Genomic DNA, 22,389 nt, shown 5'->3' with positions numbered 1-22,389 from the left:
GGAAATACCTTCCTCCCGTTGGGCGTGGCACCGCGCATCGCGCGGTGCCACGCCCAAGGCTGCTGCCGCTGCTCTGGCTTTGCCAGGGCAATGGGCAGGCGCGGGAGAGCTTCCGTTGCGGTTTGCGGTCCGCCGTTAGACCGCCTTCCACTTGGCGGCCAGATCGCGGGCGTTGCGGGCCAGCACCATCACGTCGATTCCAACAGCCAGGAACTGCGCGCCCATGTCCGCGTAGGCCTGTGTTGCTTCCTCAGTTGTGCCGAGGATGCCGGGGGCGACGCCTGCGGCCTTGATTCGGGTGATGGCATCAGCAATTGCGGCGCGCACCTCCGGATGGGCAGAGTTGCCTTGATGGCCCATGTCGGTGGACAGGTCCGCGGGGCCGATGAAGACGCCGTCGATGCCTTCGACCTTCAGGATCTCGTCCAGTGCCTCCATTCCGGCGCGGTTTTCCACCTGCACCAGCAGGCATACCTCCTGATCGGCGGTCTGGATATACTCGGAGACCGTGCCGAACATGGTGGCGCGCGCCGCCGTGGCGCCAACGCCGCGCACGCCCTTGGGCGGGTAGTGGCAGGCGCGGACCAGCTCGCGGGCCTGTTCAGCGCTTTCCACGATCGGCACCAGCATTGTCTGGGCACCGGCATCCAGCACCTGCTTGATCATCCAGGTCTCGCCCACCGGCACCCGCACCACTGGATGGCTGGGAGAGGCCGCCAGTGCCATCAGTTGGTCGCGGATCGAGCGGATGTCGTTGGGCGCATGCTCGCCGTCGATCACCAGCCAGTCGAAACCGCAGGTGCCCATGATCTCGGCGATCTGGCCGTCGGCAAAGCTCATCCAGCAGCCGATCTGCCGCTTTCCCTGTGATAGAGCCTGTTTGAAGCTGTTTGTGGGTGCGGGCATGGGGCCTCCTGTCAGGCGAAATTGATGGATACGGAACCGAAGGGGCCGAAATCTGCGGCGATCTCCGTGCCCGGCGGGCATTCGATGGGGCGGATGAAAGAGCCCGAGAGCACGATATCCCCGGCCTCGATCTGTTGTCCATATTCCGCCATCCTCCGCGCCAGCCACAGGACCGAGGTGGCGGGATCGTTCAGAACGCCGGCGCCGAGGCCGGTTTCCTCGACCGTGCCGTTGCGGGCGGTGATGGCGCCCACCCAGCGCAGATCATGAGCGTCAACCGCGTGGCGTTCGGCGCCCAGCAGCACGCCGGCATTGGCGGCGTTGTCGCTGATGGTGTCGGTGATGATGCGGGCCTGGCCGGTTGCCGGGTCTGCGCGCAGGAGGCGGGTGTCGAGGATCTCCAGCGACGGTGTCACATAATCCGTGGCGGCCAGAACGTCTTCGCGGGAGCACTCGGCGCCTGCGAGCGGGGATTTCATGATGAAGGCAATCTCCGCCTCGACCCGCGGCTGGATAAAACGTCCTGCCGGGACGGTGCTGCCGTTTTCGAACGCCATGTCGTCCAGCAGAACGCCGCTGTCGGGGGTGGTGATGTTCAGCGCCTGCTGCATGGCGCGGCTGGTGAGGCCGATCTTCCAGCCGATTTTCTTGCGGCCGGAGGCCAGTTTCTGCCGGATTAGAGCCTGTTGCACCGCATATGCGTCGTCCAGCGTCATGCCGGGATAGGCCAAGGAAAGCAGGCCGCATTGCTGGCCAGTTGCCTCGGCTCGGAACAGTTTTTCTGCGGCTTCCTGATGCTGCTCCGGGGTCATGCCTCATCCTTAACCGTGTTTCGCAGGATGCCGATGCCTTCGACCTCGACCTCTACCACATCGCCGGGGGTCAGGTATTTCGGCGGTTCAAACCTCGCACCTGCACCTGTCGGTGTGCCGGTGATGATCACGTCACCGGGCTGCAGGGTGGTGAAAGTGGAGATATAGGCAATCTCCTCGCGGATCGGGAACATCATGCGGGCCAGGGTGTCGTCCTGGCGGACTTCTCCATTCACGCGGGTGAGGATGCGGGCCTTATCCAGCTGTGCAGCATCGGTGAAAGGCACCAGCCAGGGCCCGATGGAACCGGAATTGTCCCAGTTCTTGCCTTGCGTCACGTTGAACTTGGCGTGGCGCACCCAGTCGCGGATGGTGCCCTCATTCGCCAGTGTTAGAGCCGCAATGTGATCGTAGGCGTCTTCCGGTTTGATCCGGCGGCCTGCCTTGCCGATCACCACGGCGACCTCGCCCTCGTAATCCAGCGTGTGGTTTTCCGGCGGGCGGATCAGCGGGCGTTCGGCGCCGGTGAAGGAGCGCGGGAAGCGGGGGAACAGGGACATGTGCTTGGGCTGGGAAGAGCCGTCCTTGTACTCCGCGTTGCGGTCCGGGAAGTTGACGCCGACGCAGATGATCTTTTCCGGGTTTGGGACCGGGATTTCATAGGTGAATTCCGTGTGGGTGACGGGCTGGCCTTCGGCGGCCTCTGCCAGTTTCGGGAGACCTTCGGCGGCAATCACGTCGCGCATCGTGGGCCAGTCCGGGAACTGCGGCGACAGGGCAATCATGCCCGCATCTGTGACCGCGCCATAAAAGGCCTCGCCATTGGCGTTGTAGGTGGCAAAGCGCATCAGGTCAGGCTCCTTGCGATTTCGGTGATGACATCGAAAGCCATCATCACGTCTGCTTCGGTGGTCTCGAACTGGCCTGCCTGGAAGCGGATCACCAGTTGGCCGTCGAGGCGGGTCTGGGTCAGGTAGATGCGGCCGTCGTCGTTGATCGCATTGACCAATGCGAGGTTCAGATCGTCCAAGTCCGAGGCGCCATCGGGGGCATAGCGAAACGACCAGAGCGACCACATCGGTGCAGTGGTGATCTCAAAATAAGGCTCTAACTTGAGCCTGTCGTGCAGCTGGTTCGACCAGTTGATGTGATTGCGCAGCCGCTGGCGCAGGCCCTCAAGCCCGTAGGTGCGGATCAGGAACCAGATCTTGAGCGCCCGGAAGCGGCGGCCCAGCGGCACCGACCATTCGGAATAGTTGATGATGCCGTCATGGCCGTGGGTTTTGAGGTACTCCGGACTGATCGCGAGGGTTTGCACCAAGTCATCCGGGTTCTTGAGGAAATGGGCGGAGCAGTCGAATTGCACGCCGAGCCATTTGTGCGGATTGAAGACGATGCTGTCGGCACGCTCCACCCCCGGCCAGTAGTGGCGGTATTCCGGGCAGATCATCGCGGAGCCGGCCCAGGCGGCGTCGATATGGGTGTAGAGGCCATGCTTTTCAGCGACGTCCAGCACCTGGTCCACCGGGTCGGTGGCGCCAACGCCGGTGCCGCCGACGCAGAGGATGACGCCCGCGGGCTGGTGGCCAGCTGCGAGGTCGGCCTGGATAGCGTCCTCCAGCGCATCAGCGTCCATGCCGCGCCAATCGCCTTTGATCGGCACACGGATCAGATTTTGCTGGCCGATGCCGGCAACCCAGATGGCGCGGTCGATGGATGTGTGAACCTCAGATGAACAGTAAATCCGGAGTGTTTTCTGGCCGAACAGGCCCTGCTGGTTGCCCTGCCAGTTCAGCGCTTTCTCCCGCATGGTCAGCACTGCGGCAAGGGTGGCGGAGGAGGCGGAGTCCTGAATGACGCCCTGGAACTGGTCCGGCAGGTCCAGCGCCTGGCGCAGCCAGTCCATCATCCGTGTTTCCATCTCAGTCGCTGCGGGGGAGGTCTGCCACAGCATGCATTGCGGCGCGATGGCAGAGGCGAGGAACTCTGCCAGCACCGAGGGCGCCGCCGCGTTGGAGTTGAAATAGGCGAAGAAGCGCGGGTGCTGCCAGTGAGTAATGCCGGGCATCACGATGTCTTCGAAGTCACGGAAGATCGCCTCCATCCCCTCTCCGTCCTCTGGCGGGGTTGCGGGCAGGGCGTTCAGCATGTCTCCCGGTGCGGTTTGGGCCCGTACCGGCCTGTCGCCGACGGTCAGGTGGTAGTCCTGCGCCCAGTCCGCGGCCTTGCGGCCCCATTCGGAGAATTCATCCCATTTCATGTCGTATTCCTTTGTGCCTGCCCAAAGCGCGGACCGCGCACGGGTGCGGTCCTGTGTGGCGTCAGGGTGCAATAATCGGCTGGGCTTTCAAGGCGCTTGGTTTCGGTTCTGCGCCTTCGAAGACTGAGCCTTCTTCGAACCAGCTGCGTGGCGCCGGGGCGCCCCAGAGGGTCTGGCGCTGCGGGTCGGTGAGCGACCATTTGATCGGCTCCAGATCCGGGTCGACGGTCTGGTAATCGGAGCAGTAGATCTCAATCCGGTGGCCGTCGGGGTCGCGCACGTAGAGGAAGAAGGCGTTGGAGATGCCGTGGCGGCCGGGGCCGCGCTCGATGTTGCCGACATAGCCGGTGGTCGACATCAGGTCGAGCAGGTCAATGATGTTCAACGGGGTCGGCACCCAGAAGGCGGTGTGGTGCAGGCGTGGGCCCAGGCCGTTGGTGAAGGCCACGTCATGCACGCCGCCCTTGCGGTGCATCCAGGCGGCCCAGACCTTGCCGCTCTCGTCATCCTCGGTGAACTCGGTGGTCCGGAAGCCCATTTCATTATAGAAGGCGACTGCGGCGTCCACATCCGCGCTGAACATGTTGAAATGGTCGATGCGGAGCGGTTTTACCCCGTTATAGAGCCTGTACTGCTGATGAATCGGCTCCAGCCGGTCCATTTTGACGTAGAACTCCAGCGGGATGCCCCAGGGGTCGCGGGTGCGTAAGGTGCGGCCCATGTGGGGGCGGTCGACCCACTCGACGGGAAGGTCCTTGGAGGCGAAGAACTCTGCCGCCTTGTCCAGATCCGGTTCATCATAAAGCTTGAAGCCCAGCACCCCGACCGAGGCCTCATCCGCCTGCACCAGCACGATGCAGTGGTGGCCGCGTTCCTCCATTGCGCGGAGATAAATGCGCACGGAGTCCTCATGCGTCACCTGCAGGCCAAGCGTGTCCACATAGAAGGCACGGGAGGCGGCCAGGTCGGTCACGGCGTATTCGACGTGGCTGAGCCGCACGATGTTGAAGGGCGGATAGAGGTTCGGGGCAGGGACGGGCATTGGGGGTCTCCTATTACTGAACCGGGAAGATCACGTTGGTCTGGCCGGTGCCGGAACTGGGGAAATACTCGGTGATCACTTCGCAAGGGGCGGTGTAGCTGTCCCAGCCAAGCGCGCCGTAGAGCATGGCGGTGTCGTGCATGGAACCTTCGCCGCAGCAGAAGTCGGCGTATTCGCCCAGCATCCTGAGGAAGGTGGCATGGTCACCCTTCTGCCACAGCTCCAGCACCCGCAAGTCCATCTGGCGGTTGAACTCTGAGCTGATGGTGAAGGTGCCGTTGTTGGCGGCATAGTCCCTGTTTGCCCAAATCTTGTGGCTGAGCGAGCCGGAGGCGACCAGCAGAACCTTGCTGTCCGAGGCTTCAACCGCCTCGCGAATGGCTTCGCCGATCACCCGGCTTTCGTCGTGGTCATGGACAGTGCACCAGGCGGCGATGGAGACCACTTTGAAGTCGCCCTCGCGGCTCATGAAGCGCATCGGCACCAGGGTGCCGTATTCCAGTTCCAGAGAGTCGAGCTGATGCGACAGGGTATAGACGCCCTTGTCCGAGGCCGCTGCCGCGATGGCGTCGCCAAGTGCCGGATTGCCCTCGTACTCATAGGGCAGGTTCTGGATGAACTGCGGGAATTCGTTGGAGGTGAACAGCCCTTTGAACCGGCTGTTGGCGTTGATGTGATAGCCTGCGTTGATCACCCAATGGGTGTCGCAGATCACGATGGTATCGGCGCCGAGTTCCTTGGCGCGGCGGGCGATTTCCCGGTGGCCGTCGATGGCGGGCTTGCGGGCGCCCTCCAGCCGGCCGGGCTGTTCCGACATCAGCATGGTAGGCACATGGGTGCATTTGGCGGCGAGAACGATTTCTCCCATGAGGGTGTCTCCAGTTGATAGGGCGAGGGGCCGGCCCCTCGCGCTCCCCGGGATATTTGGGGCAAGAGGAAGAAGCGGATCAGGCCCCCAGGCGCGGGATCTTGTGCTGGCCCAGGGCAAAGCCGACGTGCTTCTGCTCCATGTAGAACTCGAAGCTCCAGTCGCCGCCGTCGCGGCCGATGCCGCTGGCCTTGACCCCGCCAAAGGGCGTAGGCAGGTGGCGGACGTTTTCCGAGTTCACCCAGATCATCCCGGCCTCGAGATGGTTGGTGAAGCGCAGGGCGCGGGTCAGGTCGTTGGTCCAGACGTAACCGGTGAGGCCGTATTGGCTGTCATTGGCCAGTGTTAGAGCCTCATCCTCGTCCTTGAAACGTATCGCGGTGAGGACGGGGCCAAAGATTTCTTCCTGCGCAATGGTCATATCGTTGGTGGCATTGGTGAACAGGGTCGGGCGCACGAACCATCCCTGATCGCCGGCGCGGGTGCCGCCGACGGCGATGGTGGCGCCGTCCTGTTTCGCGGTCTCGAAGTAGGAGGTGACCTTGTCGAAATGCACCTTGTGGATCAGCGGGCCGACCTCGGTGGCCGGATCCAGCGGGTGGCCGACCTTGATGTTATTGACCCGCTCGATGAGCTTGGCTTCGAAGCCGTCTGCGATGCTCTCCTGCACCAGCAGGCGCGAGGAGGAGGTGCAGCGCTCACCATTCAGCGAGTAGATCATGAAGATCGCGGCATCCAGCGCGCGGTCGAGGTCGGCGTCGTCGAAGACCACCACCGGGTTCTTGCCGCCCAGTTCGAAATGCACGCGTTTCAGGGTGTCGGCGCCCTGTTTCATGATCATCGATCCGGTCTTGCTTTCGCCGACAAAGGCGATGGCCTTGATGTCCGGGTGTTCGGTCAGCGCCTTGCCGGCATCCTCGCCGAAGCCGTTGACCAGGTTCCAGACGCCCGGTGGAAGCCCGGCCTCATGGGCGATTTCAGCCAGGATGCGCGCGGTCAGCGGGGAGAACTCGGCCGGTTTGTGGACCACGGTGCAGCCTGCGGCGAGCGCGGGGGCAATCTTCCAGGTCGACAGCATGAAGGGCGTGTTCCAGGGGGTGATCACGCCCACCGGGCCAATCGGCACCCGGGTGGTCACGTTCATCAGGGTGGGTGACTGCAGTTGCTGGCCGTCGCGGGCCGAGGTCGCCTTGTCGGCAAAAAAACGGAAGTTCTCGGCACCGCGCAGGGCAGCCTTTGACATGAAACGCAGGGCCTGCCCGGTGTCCCAGCATTCGCAAAGGGCGATCTCTTCGGCACGTTCGACAATCAGGTCGGCGATGCGGTTGAGGATCTTCTTGCGCTCCAGCGCCGGCATGTCGCGCCAGGCCGGGAAGGCCGCCTTGGCGGCTGCAGCTGCTGCGTCGATGTCTTCGCTGCCGCCTTTGGCGACGGCGCAGATTGTGCTCTCGTCCACTGGCGAAGATGTTTCGAACGTGGCGCCGGAGGCCGCAGGGCGGCTTTCGCCGCCGATCAGGTTCAGGATGCCGGTGTCGCGGAATCGGTTCAGGTGGCTGTTCAGCGTTTCGATGTTGGTGGTCAGGTCGCTCATCACTGGTCCGCCTTCTGCATATGGTCGCGGATGGTGCCGCATTTTGGGGAAAGCCCGGGGTCGATGTCGCGCATCTCAAGCGAGAGCGCGATGGAGTGCTGCTGCATGGCCGGTTCAAGGAAGGATTGCGCCGCCTCAAACACCGCCTGGGCGGCGCGCTTGCGGGTGTCCAGGTCGCGGCCGGCACGCAGCCGCACCGAGATGTCGATGTAACCGTGCTGCGGATTGCCATCGGCAATCGAGACATAGTTTGCCGCGAACGCGCGCACCCGGATACCCGCCAGGGGAAACACGCCAGTGGCCGCTGCTGCCTGCCGCAAGTGGCTGCAAAGCGCGGCGATATCGGTGCGCTCCTCCATGTTGGCTGAGTAGTCCAGCGTGATGTGCGGCATCTGCGTTACCTCTCGTGAATTACTTAACATGTTTACCAATTGGAGTACCGTGAGTCAAGCAGAAGAAATCCAAGCGGCAATTGCGTTTACCCGGAAGGGGGGTGATAATCGGATATGACCAAGATGATGCCGGCCACAGACCGATCCCTTCCGATTGCGCTTCTTCGGGCGCGCGAGCGTGTGATGGGGCCGATCCGCGCCCTCTTGAGCGGCGCTGATCTGACTGAACAGCAGTGGCGGGTGCTGCGGGTGGTGCAGGAGGACGGGCCGATCGATCCGACCCAGATTGCCGACAAGGCCTGCCTGCTGCTGCCGAGCCTGACGCGGATCCTGCAGAAGCTGGAGGAGAAGCAGCTGATCAGCCGCGAACGCGACACCGAAGACCGCCGCCGCCAGGTGGTTCGGATTGCGCCGGCGGGCGAGGAAATCATCGCCGACAACATTGACGCGAGTCTTGAGCTGATGAACCGCACCCGGGCCAAGATGGGAGCGGAGCGCTATGAGGCGCTTTTGGATCTGTTGAACGAGCTGGATCAGATCGACCTTTCGGAGTGAGTCGTTTCTGCCGCATTTGACGCAGATGCCGGGGCGGTTGGCGCAAACCGGTGTGACGCGGTGGTTTCTCTGAACTTGTGCTGAATTTCAATTTTATTGCGTAAAAACAGTTTGTTGATACTAAAATCCCGCTGTGATTGCGCCGGAATCCATGCTGCATCTGCATTGGTGATTTGCGGAATATGACGCAAATGGCGTGTCCGGCGTCCGATATCGCTCTGTGAAAGGCGGCGTTTCTCGACGACCCTTACCGGGACAGTTGAGAGGACATCATGCGGTATTCCGGCCTGAAAGTGATCAAGGAGGCCCTGACGGGCCACAAGGGATGGCGCCCGACCTGGCGCGATCCGGAACCCAAGAAAAGCTACGATGTGGTGATCATCGGCGGCGGCGGCCACGGGCTGGCGACGGCGTATTACCTGGCCAAGAACCACGGCATCACCAATGTCGCGGTGATAGAGAAGGGCTGGATCGGCGGCGGCAATGTGGGCCGCAACACCACCATCATCCGCTCCAACTACCTGCTGGACGGCAATGAGCCGTTTTACGAGCTGTCGCTGAAGCTGTGGGAAGGGCTGGAGCAGGACTTCAACTATAACGCCATGGTCAGCCAGCGCGGCATTCTGAACCTGGTGCACACGGACGCGCAGCGCGACGCGGCGCGGCGCCGGGGCAATGCGATGATCCTGAATGGATCGGACGCGGAGCTGCTGGATGTGGACGGTGTCCGGGCGATGTACCCGTTCCTGAACTTCAACAACGCGCGTTTCCCGATCAAGGGCGGCCTCTTGCACCGCCGCGGCGGCACCGTGCGCCACGATGCGGTGGCCTGGGGCTATGCCCGCGGCGCCGACCTGCGCGGCGTCGACATTATCCAGAACTGCGAGGTCACCGGTTTTAAGATCGAGAACGGCAAGTGCCTGGGCGTGGAGACCACCAAGGGCTTCATCGGCGCCAACAAGGTGGCAAGCTGCGTGGCCGGCTCCTCCAGCCGGGTGATGGAGAAGGCGGGCATGCGCCTACCGATCGAAAGCCATGTGCTGCAGGCCTTTGTATCCGAAGGTCTGAAGCCGGTGCTGGATGGGGTGATCACCTTTGGCGCGGGCCACTTCTATTGCAGCCAGTCGGACAAGGGCGGCCTGGTCTTCGGCGGCGATCTGGACATGTACAACTCCTACGCGCAACGCGGCAATCTGCCGGTGGTCGAGGATGTGATCGAAGGCGGTATGGCGCTGATCCCGGCGCTGGGCCGGGTGCGGATGCTGCGCAGCTGGGGCGGTGTCATGGATATGTCGATGGACGGCTCTCCCTTCATCGACAAGACCCATGTGGACGGCCTCTATTTCAACGGCGGCTGGTGCTACGGCGGGTTCAAGGCGACCCCGGCCTCGGGCTGGTGCTATGCGCATCTGCTGGCAACGGACACGCCGCATAAGGTGGCCACGGAATACCGGCTCGACCGGTTCCGCCGCGGCTGCATGATCGACGAAAAGGGCCAGGGCGCCCAGCCGAACCTGCACTGAGGAAAGGAAGACAGCGATGATTATCAACCATCCGATCCTCGGGCCGCGGGACAGCCAGGAGTTTACCTATCTGGGTGATGCGACCCTGATCGACCGTCCCGACTGGGAAGCTGATGACGCGGCAGGGCAGTTCCACGACTACCTGTACCTGCGCGACAACCCGGCGGGCGAGCACCGCGAGCTGTGGTTCCACGAGCAGGGCGACCGCTCCTGGCTGGTGGTGACCCGCAACACCGTGACCCATGAAATCCTGAATGTCGAACTGGCCCGCGATGTGGCCCGGGCAAGGGGGCGCAGCAAATGACTGACGCAGTGATGAATGCAGGAACGGTTGCGTTCCAGGCCGACGGCAGCACCGGTGCCCGCAAGGGCGTGCAGGTGAACCGCCTGGATGGCGGGCTGATCAAGGGCAGCAAGGCGCTGAACTTCACCTTTGACGGCAAGCGCTACAAGGGGTTTGAGGGCGACACCCTGGCTTCAGCCCTGCTCGCGAACGGCGTGCGGCTGATGGGCCGGTCGTTCAAATACCATCGTCCGCGCGGGGTGCTGACTTCTGGCTCGGAAGAGCCCAATGCGCTGGTCGAGCTGCGCAGCGGCGGGCGGCAGGAGCCGAACACCCGCGCCACCGTGGCCGAGCTTTATGACGGGCTGGAGGCAAACTCGCAGAACCGCTGGCCGTCGCTGAAGCATGACTTCATGGCGGTGAACGACCGGTTCTCGAACTTCCTGACCGCGGGGTTCTACTACAAGACCTTCATGTGGCCTGCGGCCTTCTGGGAAAAGCTGTACGAACCCATCATCCGCAAGGCAGCGGGCCTGGGCAGCATCAGCTTTGAGGATGACCCGGATGCCTATGACAAGGGCTTCCTGCATTGCGATCTCTTGGTGATCGGGGCCGGGCCCACCGGCCTGATGGCGGCGCTGACCGCGGGCCGTGCCGGGGCGCAGGTGGTCATTGCGGATGAGGACTTCCTGCTGGGCGGGCGTCTGAATGCCGAGACCTTTGGCATTGGCGACCTGACCGGCGCGGCTTGGGTGGAGCAGGCGCAGGCTGAGCTGGCGTCGATGCCGAATGTGCGGGTGATGCCGCGCACCTCGATCATCGGGGCCTATGACCATGGCATCTATGGCGCGGTGGAGCGCACTGCCGACCACGTGCTGGCACCGGAAACAGGCAAGCCGCGGCAGATCCTGTGGCGGATCTACTCCAAGCGGGCGATGCTGGCGGCGGGTGCAACCGAGCGGCCCATTGCCTTTGAGAACAACGACCGTCCCGGCGTGATGCTGGCCGGTGCCGTGCGTGCCTATGCCAACCGCTGGGCGGTGACGCCGGACCAGACGGTTGCGGTCTTCACCAACAACGACGACGGCCACCGCACGGCGGCGGACCTGATCGCCAAGGGTGTGAAAGTGACTGCGGTCATTGATACCCGTGCGGATGCGCCGAAAGTGGACGGTGCCGAGCTGTTTGCTGGTGCCCAGGTGGTTGATACCAAGGGCCGGCTGGGTCTGGAGTGGGCGCGCGTGCGTTTGGCCAATGGCACCACCCGCGATGTGCCCTGCGGTGCGCTGGCGGTCTCCGGCGGCTGGAACCCGAATGTGCATCTGACCTGCCACCAGCGCGGCCGTCCGGCCTGGCGCGAAGACATTGCCGCTTTTGTCCCCGCGGGGACACTGCCGCAAAACATGTCGGTGGCTGGGGCTGCGAATGGTGATTTCTCCACCGCTGCCGCGTTGCGGGCCGGTGCCGAGGGCGCCGTGGCCGCACTGTCGGAGCTGGGAATTGAGGCCAAGGCGGGCGATCTGCCCGAGGCCGAGGATGCGCCCATCAACGTGACTCCCTTCTGGTACGTCAAGGAAGGCAAGGGCCGCGCCTGGCTGGACCAGCAGAACGATGTCACCGTCAAGGACGTGAAGCTGGCGCATCAGGAGAACTTCCGCTCGGTCGAGCATCTGAAGCGCTACACCACCCTTGGCATGGCGACCGATCAGGGCAAGACCTCCAACATGGGCGGCCTGGCGATCATGGCTGAACTGGCAGGCAAGCAGATCCCCGAGGTCGGCACCACCATGTTCCGCCCGCCCTATACGCCGGTCTCGTTTGGCGTGATGGCAGGCCGGTCCGTGGGCGAGGAATTCCGCCCCACCCGCAAGACCCCCAGCCACAAATGGGCGGAGGAGCAGGGCGCCGAGTTTGTCGAGGTCGGCCAATGGCTGCGCGCCCAGTGGTTCCCCAAGGCGGGCGAGACCCATTGGCGTCAGTCGGTGGACCGCGAGGTGCTGCAGACCCGCAACTCGGTGGGCATCTGCGACGTGACCACGCTGGGCAAGATCGACGTGCAGGGCAAGGATGCGGCGGCGTTCCTGAACAAGATGTATGCCAATGCCTTTGCCAAGCTGCCGGTGGGCAAGGTCCGCTACGGCCTGATGCTGCGCGAGGATGGCATTGCCTATGACGACGGCACCGCGGCGCGTTTTGCCGAGGATCATTTTGTAGTGACCACCACCACCGCCAACGCAGTTCTGGTTTACCGCAACATGGAATTTGCGCGCCAGTGCCTGTTCCCTGACATGGATGTGCAGCTGATCTCGACCACCGAGGCCTGGGCGCAGTTCGCGGTGGCGGGTCCGAATGCCCGGAAGCTGCTGCAAAAGGTTGTGGACCCTGAGTTCGACATCTCGAATGAGGCGTTCCCCTTCATGGCTTGCGGTGAAGTCACTGTGGCAGGCGGCTGCCGGGCGCGGCTGTTCCGGATCTCCTTCTCTGGCGAGCTGGCCTATGAGATCGCGGTTCCGACCCGTTACGGCGATGCGATGATCCGCAAGCTGATGGAAGCAGGCGAGGAGTTCGGCGCGGTGCCTTATGGCACCGAGGCGCTGGGCGTCATGCGGATCGAGAAGGGCCATGCCGCCGGTAACGAGCTGAACGGCACCACCTCGGCGCTGAACCTCGGCATGGGCCGGATGGTCAGCAAGAAAAAGGACTGCATCGGCAATACGCTGAGTGAACGCGAAGGCATGAACCAGGAGAATGCGCTGAAGCTGGTTGGTTTCAAGCCGGTGAATGCCGCTGATCCGGTGCAGGCCGGGGCGCATCTGATGAACGCCGATGGCGAGGTCAGCGCAGCAACCGATCAGGGCTATATCACCTCGGCCGCCTATTCGCCGGTGCTGGGCTGTTCGATCGGGATCGGCTTCCTGAAAAGCGGCGACAGCCGCAAAGGCGAGGTGATCCGCGCGGTCAATCCGCTGGAGGGCAAGGAAGTCCAGGTCGAAGTTGTCAGCGCGCATTTTGTGGATCCGGAAGGGGAGCGTCTCCGTGGGTAAGTTCGATAATCATGGTCTGAAAGCGGTCTCTCCCCTGGGCGGGTATGAACCGCATGTGGATGCTTTTGCCGGGCTGCTGATCCGTGAAGTAACGGACCGGGCGCTGGCCTCTCTGGCGGCGCGCCAGGGCAGTGAAGATGCGGTGAAATCCGCCGCCGCCTCCTATCTGGGCGGGGCTTTGCCGGAGCCTGCAAGCTGGAACGCAAATGGCGAGTTTGCAGCCTGGTGGATGGGGCCGGACTTGTGGATGGTCTCGGCGCCGCATGACAGCCACGAGCTGCTGGCGGGGGAGCTGAAGGAAGCGGTGGGCGACGCCGGTTCCGTGGTGGAGCAGACCGACGGCTGGTGCCGCTTCGACATGGAAGGCAGCCGCTGCTTTGACGTGCTAGAACGCCTTTGCAACGCCAATATCCGGACGGGCAAACCGGGTGATGCCAGCCGCACCTCGATGGAGCATCTGGGGGTCTTCCTGCTGTGCCATGAGCCGGGGCAGAAATACTCGATTGTGGGGCCGCGCAGCTCTGCCGGGTCGCTGCACCACGCGCTGGTGGCGGCGGCGCAGTCGGCGATTTAAGACCAAAAAAAGAATTTGGCAGGCGCTCCGGCTTACGGGGCGCTTGTTTCATTTGGCGGCAGCACAATGAACTCGGCGGCGGCGGGGCTGGCGGCCCAGTCTTTGCAGGCTTTGGCAAACGTGCTGGTGATGCGGCGCGGGTTGGTGCGGTTATAGCCGACGGCCAGTGACAGCGGGGTGCCGCCGTCCGCGATTGGCCGCGCCGCCAGCGGCTGGCCGCCATAGCTGAGATCGGTGGCGGGGCGCATGTTCAGGATGGCACAGCCGTGGCCCGCGGCGACCATGGCACGGACCATCTCGGTGGTGTTGGCCTGCACGATGGTTTCGGGACGTCGGGTGAGGCCGGCAAAGAGGCGCAGCTGATAATCCGTGACCATCGGGCGGTTCAGTGCGATCAGCGGTTCATTTGCCAGGTCGGAGAGGCTGAGCGCTTCGTTTTCCGCCAGCGGATGACCAGGGTGCAGCAGTGCATACGGCGGCGCCTGCAGCAGCACCTCGTAGTCGATTTGCGGGTGGCTGCCGTCCGGGACAAACAGGATTGCGTCATAGCGGCCGTCCTGCAAGCCTGCCTGGGCGGCATCGTTGTGGCATTCCTCCAGCTCCAGCGCGACCTGATGCCGGGGCGCCAGGAAGGGCGCGAGGATTTGCGGCAGGAAGCCGGGGGCCACGGGCGCGTAATAGCCAAGACGGAAACTGCCGGTGAACTCCTGTTTCAGCTCGGCGCCCTCGGCCAGGATTAAGTCGTAATCTTCCAAGAGACGCGTGAACTTGCGGGCCATGTCGCGGCCTGCCCGGGTGGGTTCGATGCCGCGGGCGCGGTGGCGGGTGATGAGCTGAAGCTGAAACTGCGCCTCGATCTGGTCAATTGCCGCCGAGACGGCGGATGCCGCCACATGCAGCTCCTCGGCGGCGCGGCTGATGCTGCCGTGCTGCAAGGCAGTGGTGAAATAGCGCATGGCTTTGAGGGTGAAGGGCATCTTTACCTCTGAATTTCAGAGGAAGATTATCTGAATATTCTGTTTTTCAAAGATGAAATTCCGCGGCAGGCTATCGCTATCCTGAAGGGAGGGCAGCAGATGAGCGAACAGGAACTGAAAGGCTGGAACCACTTGCCGGCATTGCCGCTGCAGACCTCGCCACTGTTTCACTGGCCGCCGCGGCCGGTTGCGGCGCTGAAGTGGTGGCTGAACGGCTGGTTCCTGATCTCGGAAAAGCTGATCATTGCGGGCATTGCGCTGATCTCCTTCTACTGGTTCCAGCCGCCTCTGGAGGAGAGCCAAAATCTATCGCTCAGCTGGATCGCGCCGATGTACCTGCGCAACCTGGTTCTGATGGCAGGGGTGGCCGGGCTGCTGCATCTCTATTTCTACAGTTTCACCGCGCAGGGGCAGCGGCTGAAATACGATCCGCGGCCGCTGATGAAGAACGGCCGCCAGTTCACGCTGGGCGGACAGATCCGGGACAATATGTTCTGGACCATGACCAGCGGCGTGTTCTTTTGGACCGCTTACGAGGTGCTGATGTTCTGGGCGATGGCCAATGGCTATGCCCCCATGATCACCTGGGCGGCGCATCCGGTCTGGTTCATTGCATTGTTCTGGCTGATCCCGATCTGGGAGAGCTTTTACTTCTACTGGATCCACCGGCTGCTGCATGTGCCGTTCTTCTACAAGCACGTGCACGCGCTGCATCACCGCAATATCAACGTCGGCCCCTGGTCAGGCATGTCGATGCACCCGGTGGAGCATCTGATTTTCCTCGGCTCAGTGCTGATCCACTGGGTGGTGGCGGCGCATCCGGTTCATATCCTCTACCACCTGCAGTTCAACGCGCTGACCGCAGCAACCACCCATACTGGGTTCGAAGGGTTGCTGATGAAGGACAAGAACCGGCTGACGCTGGGCACCTTTCACCACCAGATGCACCACCGTTATTTCGAGTGCAATTACGGCTCGCTGGAGGTGCCCTGGGACAAGGTGTTCGGCTCCTTCCACGACGGCACGGTCGAGGCTGACGCGGTAATGAAGGAGCGCCGCAAACGGATCATGGGAAGCTGATGCGTCAGGCGGAGGGGATCGGACGGTTGTCCTGGACCCGGAACAGGTTCACCTTGCGGCGTTCCTCCTGCGGGGTGACGCCGAAGCTTTCGCGGTAGTGCTGCGACAGGGTCGAGGAGGTGGCGTAGCCCACCGCATTGGCGATCGAGGTGATCGAGTCGCGGGAATACATCACCAGCTGCCGGGCGGCATTCATCCGCAGGGTGCGGTAGTAAATTGCCGGGCTCTGGCCGGTGGAGGATTTGAAGCTGCGCTCCAGCTGGCGCGGCGAGACACCGATCTGGCTGGCGGCATCGCGGATCGAGACCGGGTGTTCCAGGTTATCGGCAAAGAGCTCGACCGCCTTGGCCACCGGCGGCGGCAGGCTGTCAGCGGTGCTGTCGGTTTTGAAGGCGGGGATCTTCTGGCGCACACCCTCGGCGCGGACCATCGGGTGCTGGAACCAGCAGGCGACCTCAGTCATCACTGCATCGCCCAGGGCCTGTTCAATCAGCTTGAGTGACAGGTCGAACATCGCCGCAGCGCCGCTGGCCGTAAATCGGCGGCGGTCAAGCACGATCACGTCGTCGGTGGTGGCAAGCGAAGGGAACTCTGCGGTGAAGGCAGCCTTGTAGCACCAATGGACCGAGCAGCTGTGCCCGTCCAAGAGGCCGGAGCGTGCCAGCGGGAAAACGCCGCCTGAAACCGCGCCCATCTTGGTGCCGTGGCGGGCCAAATGGCGCAGCTTGCCATTCGAGCTCTTGGGGTCTTCGAACTTGCCTTGCGGGCTGGAGAGCAGGAACAAGGTGTCGATTTCATCGGCCTGATCCAGCGAGCAGTCGGGCTGGAAGGCGACGTTGGCAGAGGCATTCACGCTGGCGCCGGTCTCGGACACAAGTTTCCATCGGAAAGTATCAGTGCCGGCAATTTCGTTTGCCGCGCGCAGGGGTTCGATGGCCGAGGTCAGGCAGGCCATTGGAAAGCCGGGGAAAATCAAAAATCCGAGAGTCATGTTTTTGCCGCGCTGCATGAGGTGGATCTTAGCTTGCGAAGGGGGATTCGCACAGCAGCGAAGGGGTGCCTGCGCCGTACAGGAAGGCAAACGGCGCAGGCGGATCTGCTTAGTTTTGCAGATATACTTCCAGCGTGTCGTCCAAGGCGTCTTTCCACGGGGTGTGGTGCACGGGCGCCATGGTGCCGGTGATGACCGATTTGTAGGAGTTGTTGCGGAAAGCCATGATGTCCTCCGCCTTGTGCCCCTTCCACTCGTAGAAAGCCTGGCAGGCGCCAGCCACGTCGAAGGTGGGGTAGTCGGTCTCTTCGATCAGCTCCAGCACGTAGTCGCCCTGATATTTGATCGCGTATTTGACGTCCGGCGAGGCTTCTTCGCGCTCTTCGCGCTCTTTCACGTCGGCCAGCAGGGTTTCCTTGTCCGCCGGGATCTCGATCTTGCCCATGATCGCGTCGCGGACCCACCAGGCCTGCGCGTCGAACATGTTGAAGGTGAACCACTGGTCCTGCATGCCCAGGTAGAACATCTTGGGGTTATGGGCATAGACCACGCCTTTGTAGAGGTCGGCAGCGGCCAGGCGGTTGGCGGTCTTCAGGCGCAGATCATCCGGCAGGAAGTTGAAGTAGTGCTTGTAGCCGGTGCAGAGGATGATCGCGTCAACCTCTTTCTGGGTGCCGTCAACGAAGGTGGCGGTGTTGCCGCTGACCGATTCCAGCGCCGGAACCTCGTCCCAGTTGTCCGGCCATTTGAAGCCCATCGGCTCGGTCCGGTAGGAGGTGGTGATCGACTTGGCGCCGTATTTCCAGCACTGGGAACCGATGTCTTCGGCCGAATAGGAGGCGCCGAGGATCAGGATGTCCTTGCCTGCGAATTCGCGGGCGTCGCGGAAGTCATGGGCGTGCAGGACGCGGCCGTTGAAGGTGTCAAAACCCGGGTAGAACGGCACGTTCGGGGTCGAGAAGTGGCCCGAGGCGCAGATCACGTGGTCGAAATCTTCTTTGTAGGTGCTGTCCTTGGCGTGGTCGTGGACGGTGACGGTGAAATTGCCCTTGTCCTCGTTGTATTCCACCCAGCGGATCGGCGAGTTGAAGCGGATCCACTTGCGCACATCGGCTTTTTTCACCCGGCCTTCAATATAGTCGAACAGCACGGCGCGCGGCGGGTAGGATGCGATCTGCTTGCCGAAATGCTCCTCAAAGGAATAGTCGGCAAACTCCAGGCCCTCCTTGGGGCCGTTGGACCACAGGTAGCGGTACATCGAGCAGTGCACCGGCTCACCGTTTTCATCCAGGCCGGTGCGCCAGGTGTAATTCCACAGGCCGCCCCAGTTGTCCTGCTTTTCGAAGCAGACGATTTCGGGGATCTCTTCCCCCTTGTTGGCTGCGGACTGGAATGCCCGCAACTGCGCCAGGCCGGACGGGCCTGCGCCGATGATGGCAATGCGTTTCTTGGTCATGTGGCTCTCCCATTGGTTCAGACCAATGTCTTTATTTGGTTCATTTGGTCTGATCCAAATAGGTCCAAATTTGGGCCGGTAAGTCAACCAATTTTCACTGGAGGAATAAGATTCTTCGCAATTGGACTGGAAGCGCGCAAAATTATTGTTAGGATTCAAAGCATGAAGACGACCAGTTTTGCACATCAGCTGACGGCCCGCGCGGCGCTGCCGCGGCTGTCGGTGGGGATGACAGAATCAGTGAATATCGGCTTTCTAGGCCCGCTTTCGGGCCGTGTGGAGAGCTGGGGGCTGCCCGGATTGAACGGCTGCCGGATCTGGGAAGACGGGCTGAACAAGGCCGGCGGGGTGCTGGTTGGCGGCCGCCGCTATCCGATTCGGATCCATTCCTACGACTGCGGCTACAACCCGGACCGCGCCCTGGAAGGCGCGGTGGAACTGGTCCAAAAACACAACGTCAAGCTGATGCTGATGCTGGGCGGCGACACCTTTGCGCCGGTGCAGGATCTCTTGATGCGCAACAAGGTGCTGACCTCGACCCTGCTTCCAACCGATCTGTCGCCGGATACGCCTTATCTGATTGCGCCGAGCGAAGCGCATCCGATCCAGAATGTGACCGGCGTCACCTGGCTGGCCGAGAACCGGCCGGAGCTGAAGACAGTGGCCTTGTGCAGCCAGATGGATCTGCTGGGACTGCCGACGCAGGCGGTCTACCGTGCGGCCTTCAAGGCAGCGGGCAAGAAGATCCTGCGGGAAGTGCAGTATGATGCGCGCTCAATGGACCCGGGGCCAGTGGTCGATCCGATGCTGGAAAGCGGCGCCGATATCCTGTGCTGGTGCTCGTCGTATACCCCGATGGTGCATGCGATGACCGAATACGCCTATGCCAAGGGGTTCAAGGGTCAGATCATCAGCTGCACCATGGATGGCTACGGCAAGCTGGTGGAGCGGACCTCGGAAGAGTTCATGGAAGGGGTGCTGTTTCAGTTCCCGGACTTCGACGATCCGCTGCTGCGGGAGAAGGCATTTTTCTTCAACCAGCCGCACACGTTTTATGAGGAATACAACCGCCGTTTCCCGGGCACCTGGTCGGCGGTGAGCTGGGAATATGTGGCGATCCTCGACATCTGGCACAGCGCAGTGGAGAAGGCGGGCTCGGTCGAGTCCCCGTCCGTGCTGGCGGCGATGAAACAGCTGGGGCATGTCACCCACGCCTTTGGCCATGCGGAATGGTGGGGCGAGGAAATCTTTGGGATTTCCAACGCTTTGGTTGGGGATTGGCCGGTGGTTACTATCCAGGAGGGCAGGGCGCGGATTGCCGGGTTCGGGTCGATTCCGGGCTGGCTGGCGCAGCATTCCAACCTGCTGAAGGCGGAAATGGCGGCGCTGGGGCAGCTGTGGCATCAGCGGCTGGAAAGCGCGGCGCCTGGCAATGAAGCCAGTGCGCGGGCGGTTCTGGGATAAACCGGTTCAGACTTCCTGCAGCAGCAGTTTCTGTTCGTCGATCAGGTGCAGCTTGATGAACTCCACCGCGGATTCCACATCCCGCGAGGCGATGGCGTTGAACAGCGTGTTGTAACGCTTCTGGTAGTCCTGCATCCGCTGCGGCGTCAGGTGGCGGCGGCGCAGGGCGGTGCGGTAGGAAAGACGGCAGGCCTCGATCGTCAGCTCGTAGCAGGAATGCAGTAGCGGGTTGCCGGAGCCCTCGGCGATCTTGCGGTAGAGGTCTTCCTCCGCCTCGATGAACGCATCCGTGTCGGTGCGCACGGCCTCGATGCGGGAGAGGATCTCGTCCAGTTCCTCGATCTGGCGCGGGGTCATGTTGATCACGGCCAGGCGGATCAGCTCCGGCTCCAGGATGCCGCGTACCACCAGGTGGTCCAGCGGCGAGACTTCTTTGGCAAGCGAGGAGTACGTGGCCTCGGGCTTGGGATCGGAGCGGAATTTGACAAAACTGCCGGAGCCCGGACGGCGGTGGATCACGTTTTGCGCAGCCAGCACATCCAATGCTTCGCGTACGGTATTGCGGGCAACACCCAGTTCCGAGGCCAGGGTGCGTTCCGATGGCAGCCGGGTGTCGACCGGATAGGTGCCGGATTTGATGCGGGCAAACAAAGTGTCGATCACCACCTGCACGGTGGCGCCCACCGAATGGGTGGTCAGGATCTGCGACGTGGTTTCTTCCGCTGAGCTCATAATCTGGTTTTCCCGGCCGGCTGAGCGGGAGAATCCCCTGCTCCTGGTCACTGCAACAGAGGTGCCAATACCGGCTTTAGAGGCCTTTTTGCAACCATCTGACGCAGCTGTGATTGGCTTTCAGCCTACCGGTTTCCGCACCGGACGGCAAGAAAGATGCGGAAATTGGTTCAAAAATTGGTTTTCTGCTTGCCTTGTTAAGGTGAGGGGTAAAGGCATGTTTTAATGCCGTTTTTAAGACTTCATTTGCCGCATTTCTGTGCCTTTGGTCTGGTTTTGGTGCCTTTTCGGTCCCGAAAGTGAAAGAAAATTTCTTGACGGTGAACCATGTGGCTGCCAGCCTTGAGCCAGGATGGGTCCAATTTGGATTAACTGGTTCAGTGACGTTGGGCTGAACCCGCGGGTCCCGCAAGTGGGCCTCATTCCGCAGAACACACCGCCGCAAAAACAAACAGGCGGGTCCAACATGGGAGAAGAAGATGATTTCCAAGATCGTGAAATCGGGGCTGACCCGGCGGACGTTCCTTCATTCGACAGCAGCTGCCGCAATGAGCGCCGGGCTGCCGGGCGCGTCGCTGGCAGCGGGCAGCACCATCAAGATCGGCTTTCTGGCGCCTTTGACCGGCGCGGTGGCGGCCTGGGGCAAGCCCGGGCTGGACGGCTGCGAGATCTGGGCCGAGCGGGTGAATGCCGCGGGCGGCATCAAGCTGGGCGATGGCAGCCACAATGTCGAGTTCGTGGCCTATGACAACGAATACGACCCGGCCAAGGCGCGCACCGGCGCCACCAAGCTGATCCGCGAGGACGGTGTGAGTTTCATCATGATGCTGGGCGGCGACACTTGGCCCGGCGTGCAGCCGGTGGCGGACAAGACCGGCATGCTGTTCTCGACCCTGCTGCCGTCGGACCTGTCGCCCGATACCAACACGCTGATTGCGCCGGCCGAGGTGCATCCGATCTACAACGTCACCGGCGTGGAGTGGCTGGCCGAGAACAAGCCGGAGCTGAAAACCGCGGTGATGTGCGCGCAGGACGATGCTTTGGGGCTGCCCTCGGTGGCGACCTACCTGGCCGCGTTTGAGGCGGCGGGCATTGAGATGCTGGACGATCCGCTGCTGTTTGACCCGGCGACCACCGATTTTGCCCCGGTTGTGACCCGCCTGATCAGCAAGAACCCGGATATCGTCTGCCTCGACACCTGCTATTCCGACTATGTGCACCCGATTGCTGAGCAGCTGTTCCAGCAGGGGTTCAAGGGGCAGATCATCTCCTGCACCGCGGATTTCTATGATCAGATGATCGCCAAGACCTCGGAAGAGTTCATGGAAGGGTTCGTCTTCCAGTTCCCGGATTTTGATGATCCGGCGCTGAATGGCGACAACATCAACTTCACCGACCCGAACGGCTTTTTTGCCGAGTTCAACAAGCGGCATCCGGGCCAGTGGGGCGCGGTGAGCTGGGAATATGCCTCGATCATGGATCTGTGGAAGGCGGCGGCTGAGAAGGCCGGGTCGGCCAGCCCGGATGCGGTGGCCTCGGCGATGAAGCAGGGCAAGGGCAAACATGCCTTTGGCGATGCCGACTGGTGGGGCACCGAGCTCTTTGGCATCGACAATGCGCTGGTCGGCGACTGGCCGGTGGTGGCGATCGAGGGCGGCAAGGCCACGATCAAGGAGTTCCGCTCAATCCCGGACTGGTACGCCAAACATGGCGATCTGCTGGTCAAGCATATGAAAGCTTATGACCAGATGTGGGATCAGCGCAGCTGACCTTTCAGGCAGGCAATCAGGCGGTGCGGGACAAGTCCCCGCACCGCGGGACCGACTGAAAAAAGAGACA

Annotated in this window: 20 protein-coding genes; 8 read left to right on the top strand and 12 right to left on the bottom strand. The window is 62.5% G+C overall.

The genetic code is table 11. The features are described 5' to 3' along the window. Positions 1–135 precede the first annotated feature (135 nt). The 8 genes from RA19_RS10650 to RA19_RS10615 all read right to left on the bottom strand — a co-directional run bounded on the left by RA19_RS10650 (position 136) and on the right by RA19_RS10615 (position 7,871). Positions 136–906: an aldolase/citrate lyase family protein gene (locus RA19_RS10650; RefSeq protein ID WP_039162300.1), complete on the bottom strand. Its 771-nt coding sequence runs from the start codon at positions 904–906 to the stop codon at positions 136–138. 11 nt (positions 907–917) lie between these two features. Continuing rightward, positions 918–1,718 carry a 2-oxo-hept-4-ene-1,7-dioate hydratase gene (hpaH, locus tag RA19_RS10645; RefSeq protein ID WP_039162298.1) on the bottom strand — a complete coding sequence of 267 codons (801 nt, stop codon included), beginning with the start codon at positions 1,716–1,718 and terminating at the stop codon, positions 918–920. After that, entirely contained in the window at positions 1,715–2,566 is an 852-nt protein-coding gene (locus RA19_RS10640) for a fumarylacetoacetate hydrolase family protein (protein WP_039162296.1), read from the bottom strand. The genes hpaH and RA19_RS10640 overlap by 4 nt, the downstream gene beginning before the upstream one ends. Beyond that, positions 2,566–3,978 carry a pyridoxal phosphate-dependent decarboxylase family protein gene (locus tag RA19_RS10635; protein ID WP_039162385.1) on the bottom strand — a complete coding sequence of 471 codons (1,413 nt, stop codon included), beginning with the start codon at positions 3,976–3,978 and terminating at the stop codon, positions 2,566–2,568. The genes RA19_RS10640 and RA19_RS10635 overlap by 1 nt, the downstream gene beginning before the upstream one ends. Before the next feature lie 61 nt (positions 3,979–4,039). Then, entirely contained in the window at positions 4,040–5,020 is a 981-nt protein-coding gene (gene hpaD, locus RA19_RS10630) for a 3,4-dihydroxyphenylacetate 2,3-dioxygenase (RefSeq protein WP_039162295.1), read from the bottom strand. 13 nt (positions 5,021–5,033) lie between these two features. Continuing rightward, the gene (hpaD, locus tag RA19_RS10625; RefSeq protein ID WP_039162294.1) at positions 5,034–5,888 is read right to left on the bottom strand and encodes a 3,4-dihydroxyphenylacetate 2,3-dioxygenase; all 855 of its coding nucleotides are present in this window, start codon (positions 5,886–5,888) and stop codon (positions 5,034–5,036) included. Positions 5,889–5,967: 79 nt separating this feature from the next. Beyond that, positions 5,968–7,479, bottom strand: coding sequence for a 5-carboxymethyl-2-hydroxymuconate semialdehyde dehydrogenase (gene hpaE, locus RA19_RS10620; protein WP_039162293.1), 1,512 nt, complete (start codon positions 7,477–7,479; stop codon positions 5,968–5,970). Continuing rightward, positions 7,479–7,871, bottom strand: a complete 393-nt coding sequence (locus tag RA19_RS10615) for a 5-carboxymethyl-2-hydroxymuconate Delta-isomerase (RefSeq protein WP_039162292.1) — start codon at positions 7,869–7,871, stop codon at positions 7,479–7,481. The genes hpaE and RA19_RS10615 overlap by 1 nt, the downstream gene beginning before the upstream one ends. Before the next feature lie 114 nt (positions 7,872–7,985). Between RA19_RS10615 and hpaR the strand changes: the two genes are divergently transcribed. From hpaR to RA19_RS10590, 5 genes are all read left to right on the top strand, one after another. Further along, positions 7,986–8,426, top strand: a complete 441-nt coding sequence (gene hpaR, locus RA19_RS10610; protein ID WP_039162291.1) for a homoprotocatechuate degradation operon regulator HpaR — start codon at positions 7,986–7,988, stop codon at positions 8,424–8,426. Between the two features lie 272 nt (positions 8,427–8,698). Continuing rightward, positions 8,699–9,949 carry a sarcosine oxidase subunit beta family protein gene (locus tag RA19_RS10605; RefSeq protein WP_039162290.1) on the top strand — a complete coding sequence of 417 codons (1,251 nt, stop codon included), beginning with the start codon at positions 8,699–8,701 and terminating at the stop codon, positions 9,947–9,949. A 16-nt stretch (positions 9,950–9,965) separates the two neighbouring features. Beyond that, complete coding sequence (locus RA19_RS10600; RefSeq protein ID WP_039133862.1) at positions 9,966–10,253, top strand: sarcosine oxidase subunit delta; 288 nt, start codon at positions 9,966–9,968, stop codon at positions 10,251–10,253. An 11-nt stretch (positions 10,254–10,264) separates the two neighbouring features. Beyond that, positions 10,265–13,276, top strand: coding sequence for a sarcosine oxidase subunit alpha family protein (locus RA19_RS10595; protein ID WP_052261750.1), 3,012 nt, complete (start codon positions 10,265–10,267; stop codon positions 13,274–13,276). Beyond that, the gene (locus RA19_RS10590) at positions 13,269–13,850 is read left to right on the top strand and encodes a sarcosine oxidase subunit gamma (RefSeq protein WP_039162288.1); all 582 of its coding nucleotides are present in this window, start codon (positions 13,269–13,271) and stop codon (positions 13,848–13,850) included. The genes RA19_RS10595 and RA19_RS10590 overlap by 8 nt, the downstream gene beginning before the upstream one ends. A 32-nt stretch (positions 13,851–13,882) precedes the next feature. On the opposite strand, the gene RA19_RS10585 is transcribed toward RA19_RS10590, so the two are convergent. Then, the gene (locus RA19_RS10585; protein WP_039162287.1) at positions 13,883–14,827 is read right to left on the bottom strand and encodes a LysR family transcriptional regulator; all 945 of its coding nucleotides are present in this window, start codon (positions 14,825–14,827) and stop codon (positions 13,883–13,885) included. A gap of 99 nt (positions 14,828–14,926) precedes the next feature. On the opposite strand from RA19_RS10585, the gene RA19_RS10580 reads away from it, so the two are divergent. Further along, entirely contained in the window at positions 14,927–15,907 is a 981-nt protein-coding gene (locus RA19_RS10580) for a sterol desaturase family protein (protein ID WP_039162286.1), read from the top strand. A 4-nt stretch (positions 15,908–15,911) separates the two neighbouring features. Here the strand turns inward: RA19_RS10580 and RA19_RS10575 are convergent, their stop codons facing one another. Further along, positions 15,912–16,916: a GlxA family transcriptional regulator gene (locus RA19_RS10575; protein ID WP_039162285.1), complete on the bottom strand. Its 1,005-nt coding sequence runs from the start codon at positions 16,914–16,916 to the stop codon at positions 15,912–15,914. A 91-nt stretch (positions 16,917–17,007) separates the two neighbouring features. Next, positions 17,008–18,354, bottom strand: a complete 1,347-nt coding sequence (locus RA19_RS10570) for an NAD(P)-binding domain-containing protein (RefSeq protein ID WP_039162284.1) — start codon at positions 18,352–18,354, stop codon at positions 17,008–17,010. Between the two features lie 162 nt (positions 18,355–18,516). On the opposite strand from RA19_RS10570, the gene RA19_RS10565 reads away from it, so the two are divergent. After that, positions 18,517–19,818, top strand: coding sequence for an ABC transporter substrate-binding protein (locus RA19_RS10565; protein ID WP_039162283.1), 1,302 nt, complete (start codon positions 18,517–18,519; stop codon positions 19,816–19,818). Between the two features lie 6 nt (positions 19,819–19,824). Here RA19_RS10565 and RA19_RS10560 read toward each other — a convergent pair whose 3' ends face one another. Continuing rightward, positions 19,825–20,550, bottom strand: coding sequence for a FadR/GntR family transcriptional regulator (locus RA19_RS10560; RefSeq protein WP_039162281.1), 726 nt, complete (start codon positions 20,548–20,550; stop codon positions 19,825–19,827). A gap of 479 nt (positions 20,551–21,029) precedes the next feature. Here RA19_RS10560 and RA19_RS10555 point away from each other — a divergent pair, with 479 nt between their 5' ends. Further along, positions 21,030–22,319, top strand: coding sequence for an ABC transporter substrate-binding protein (locus tag RA19_RS10555; RefSeq protein ID WP_039162280.1), 1,290 nt, complete (start codon positions 21,030–21,032; stop codon positions 22,317–22,319). The last annotated feature ends 70 nt before the right edge of the window (positions 22,320–22,389 follow it).

The sequence above is a fragment of the Leisingera sp. ANG-M1 genome (genome assembly GCF_000813745.1).
In the GTDB taxonomy this organism is placed as follows: domain Bacteria; phylum Pseudomonadota; class Alphaproteobacteria; order Rhodobacterales; family Rhodobacteraceae; genus Leisingera.
This window is presented reverse-complemented; position numbering and strand designations above follow the sequence as displayed.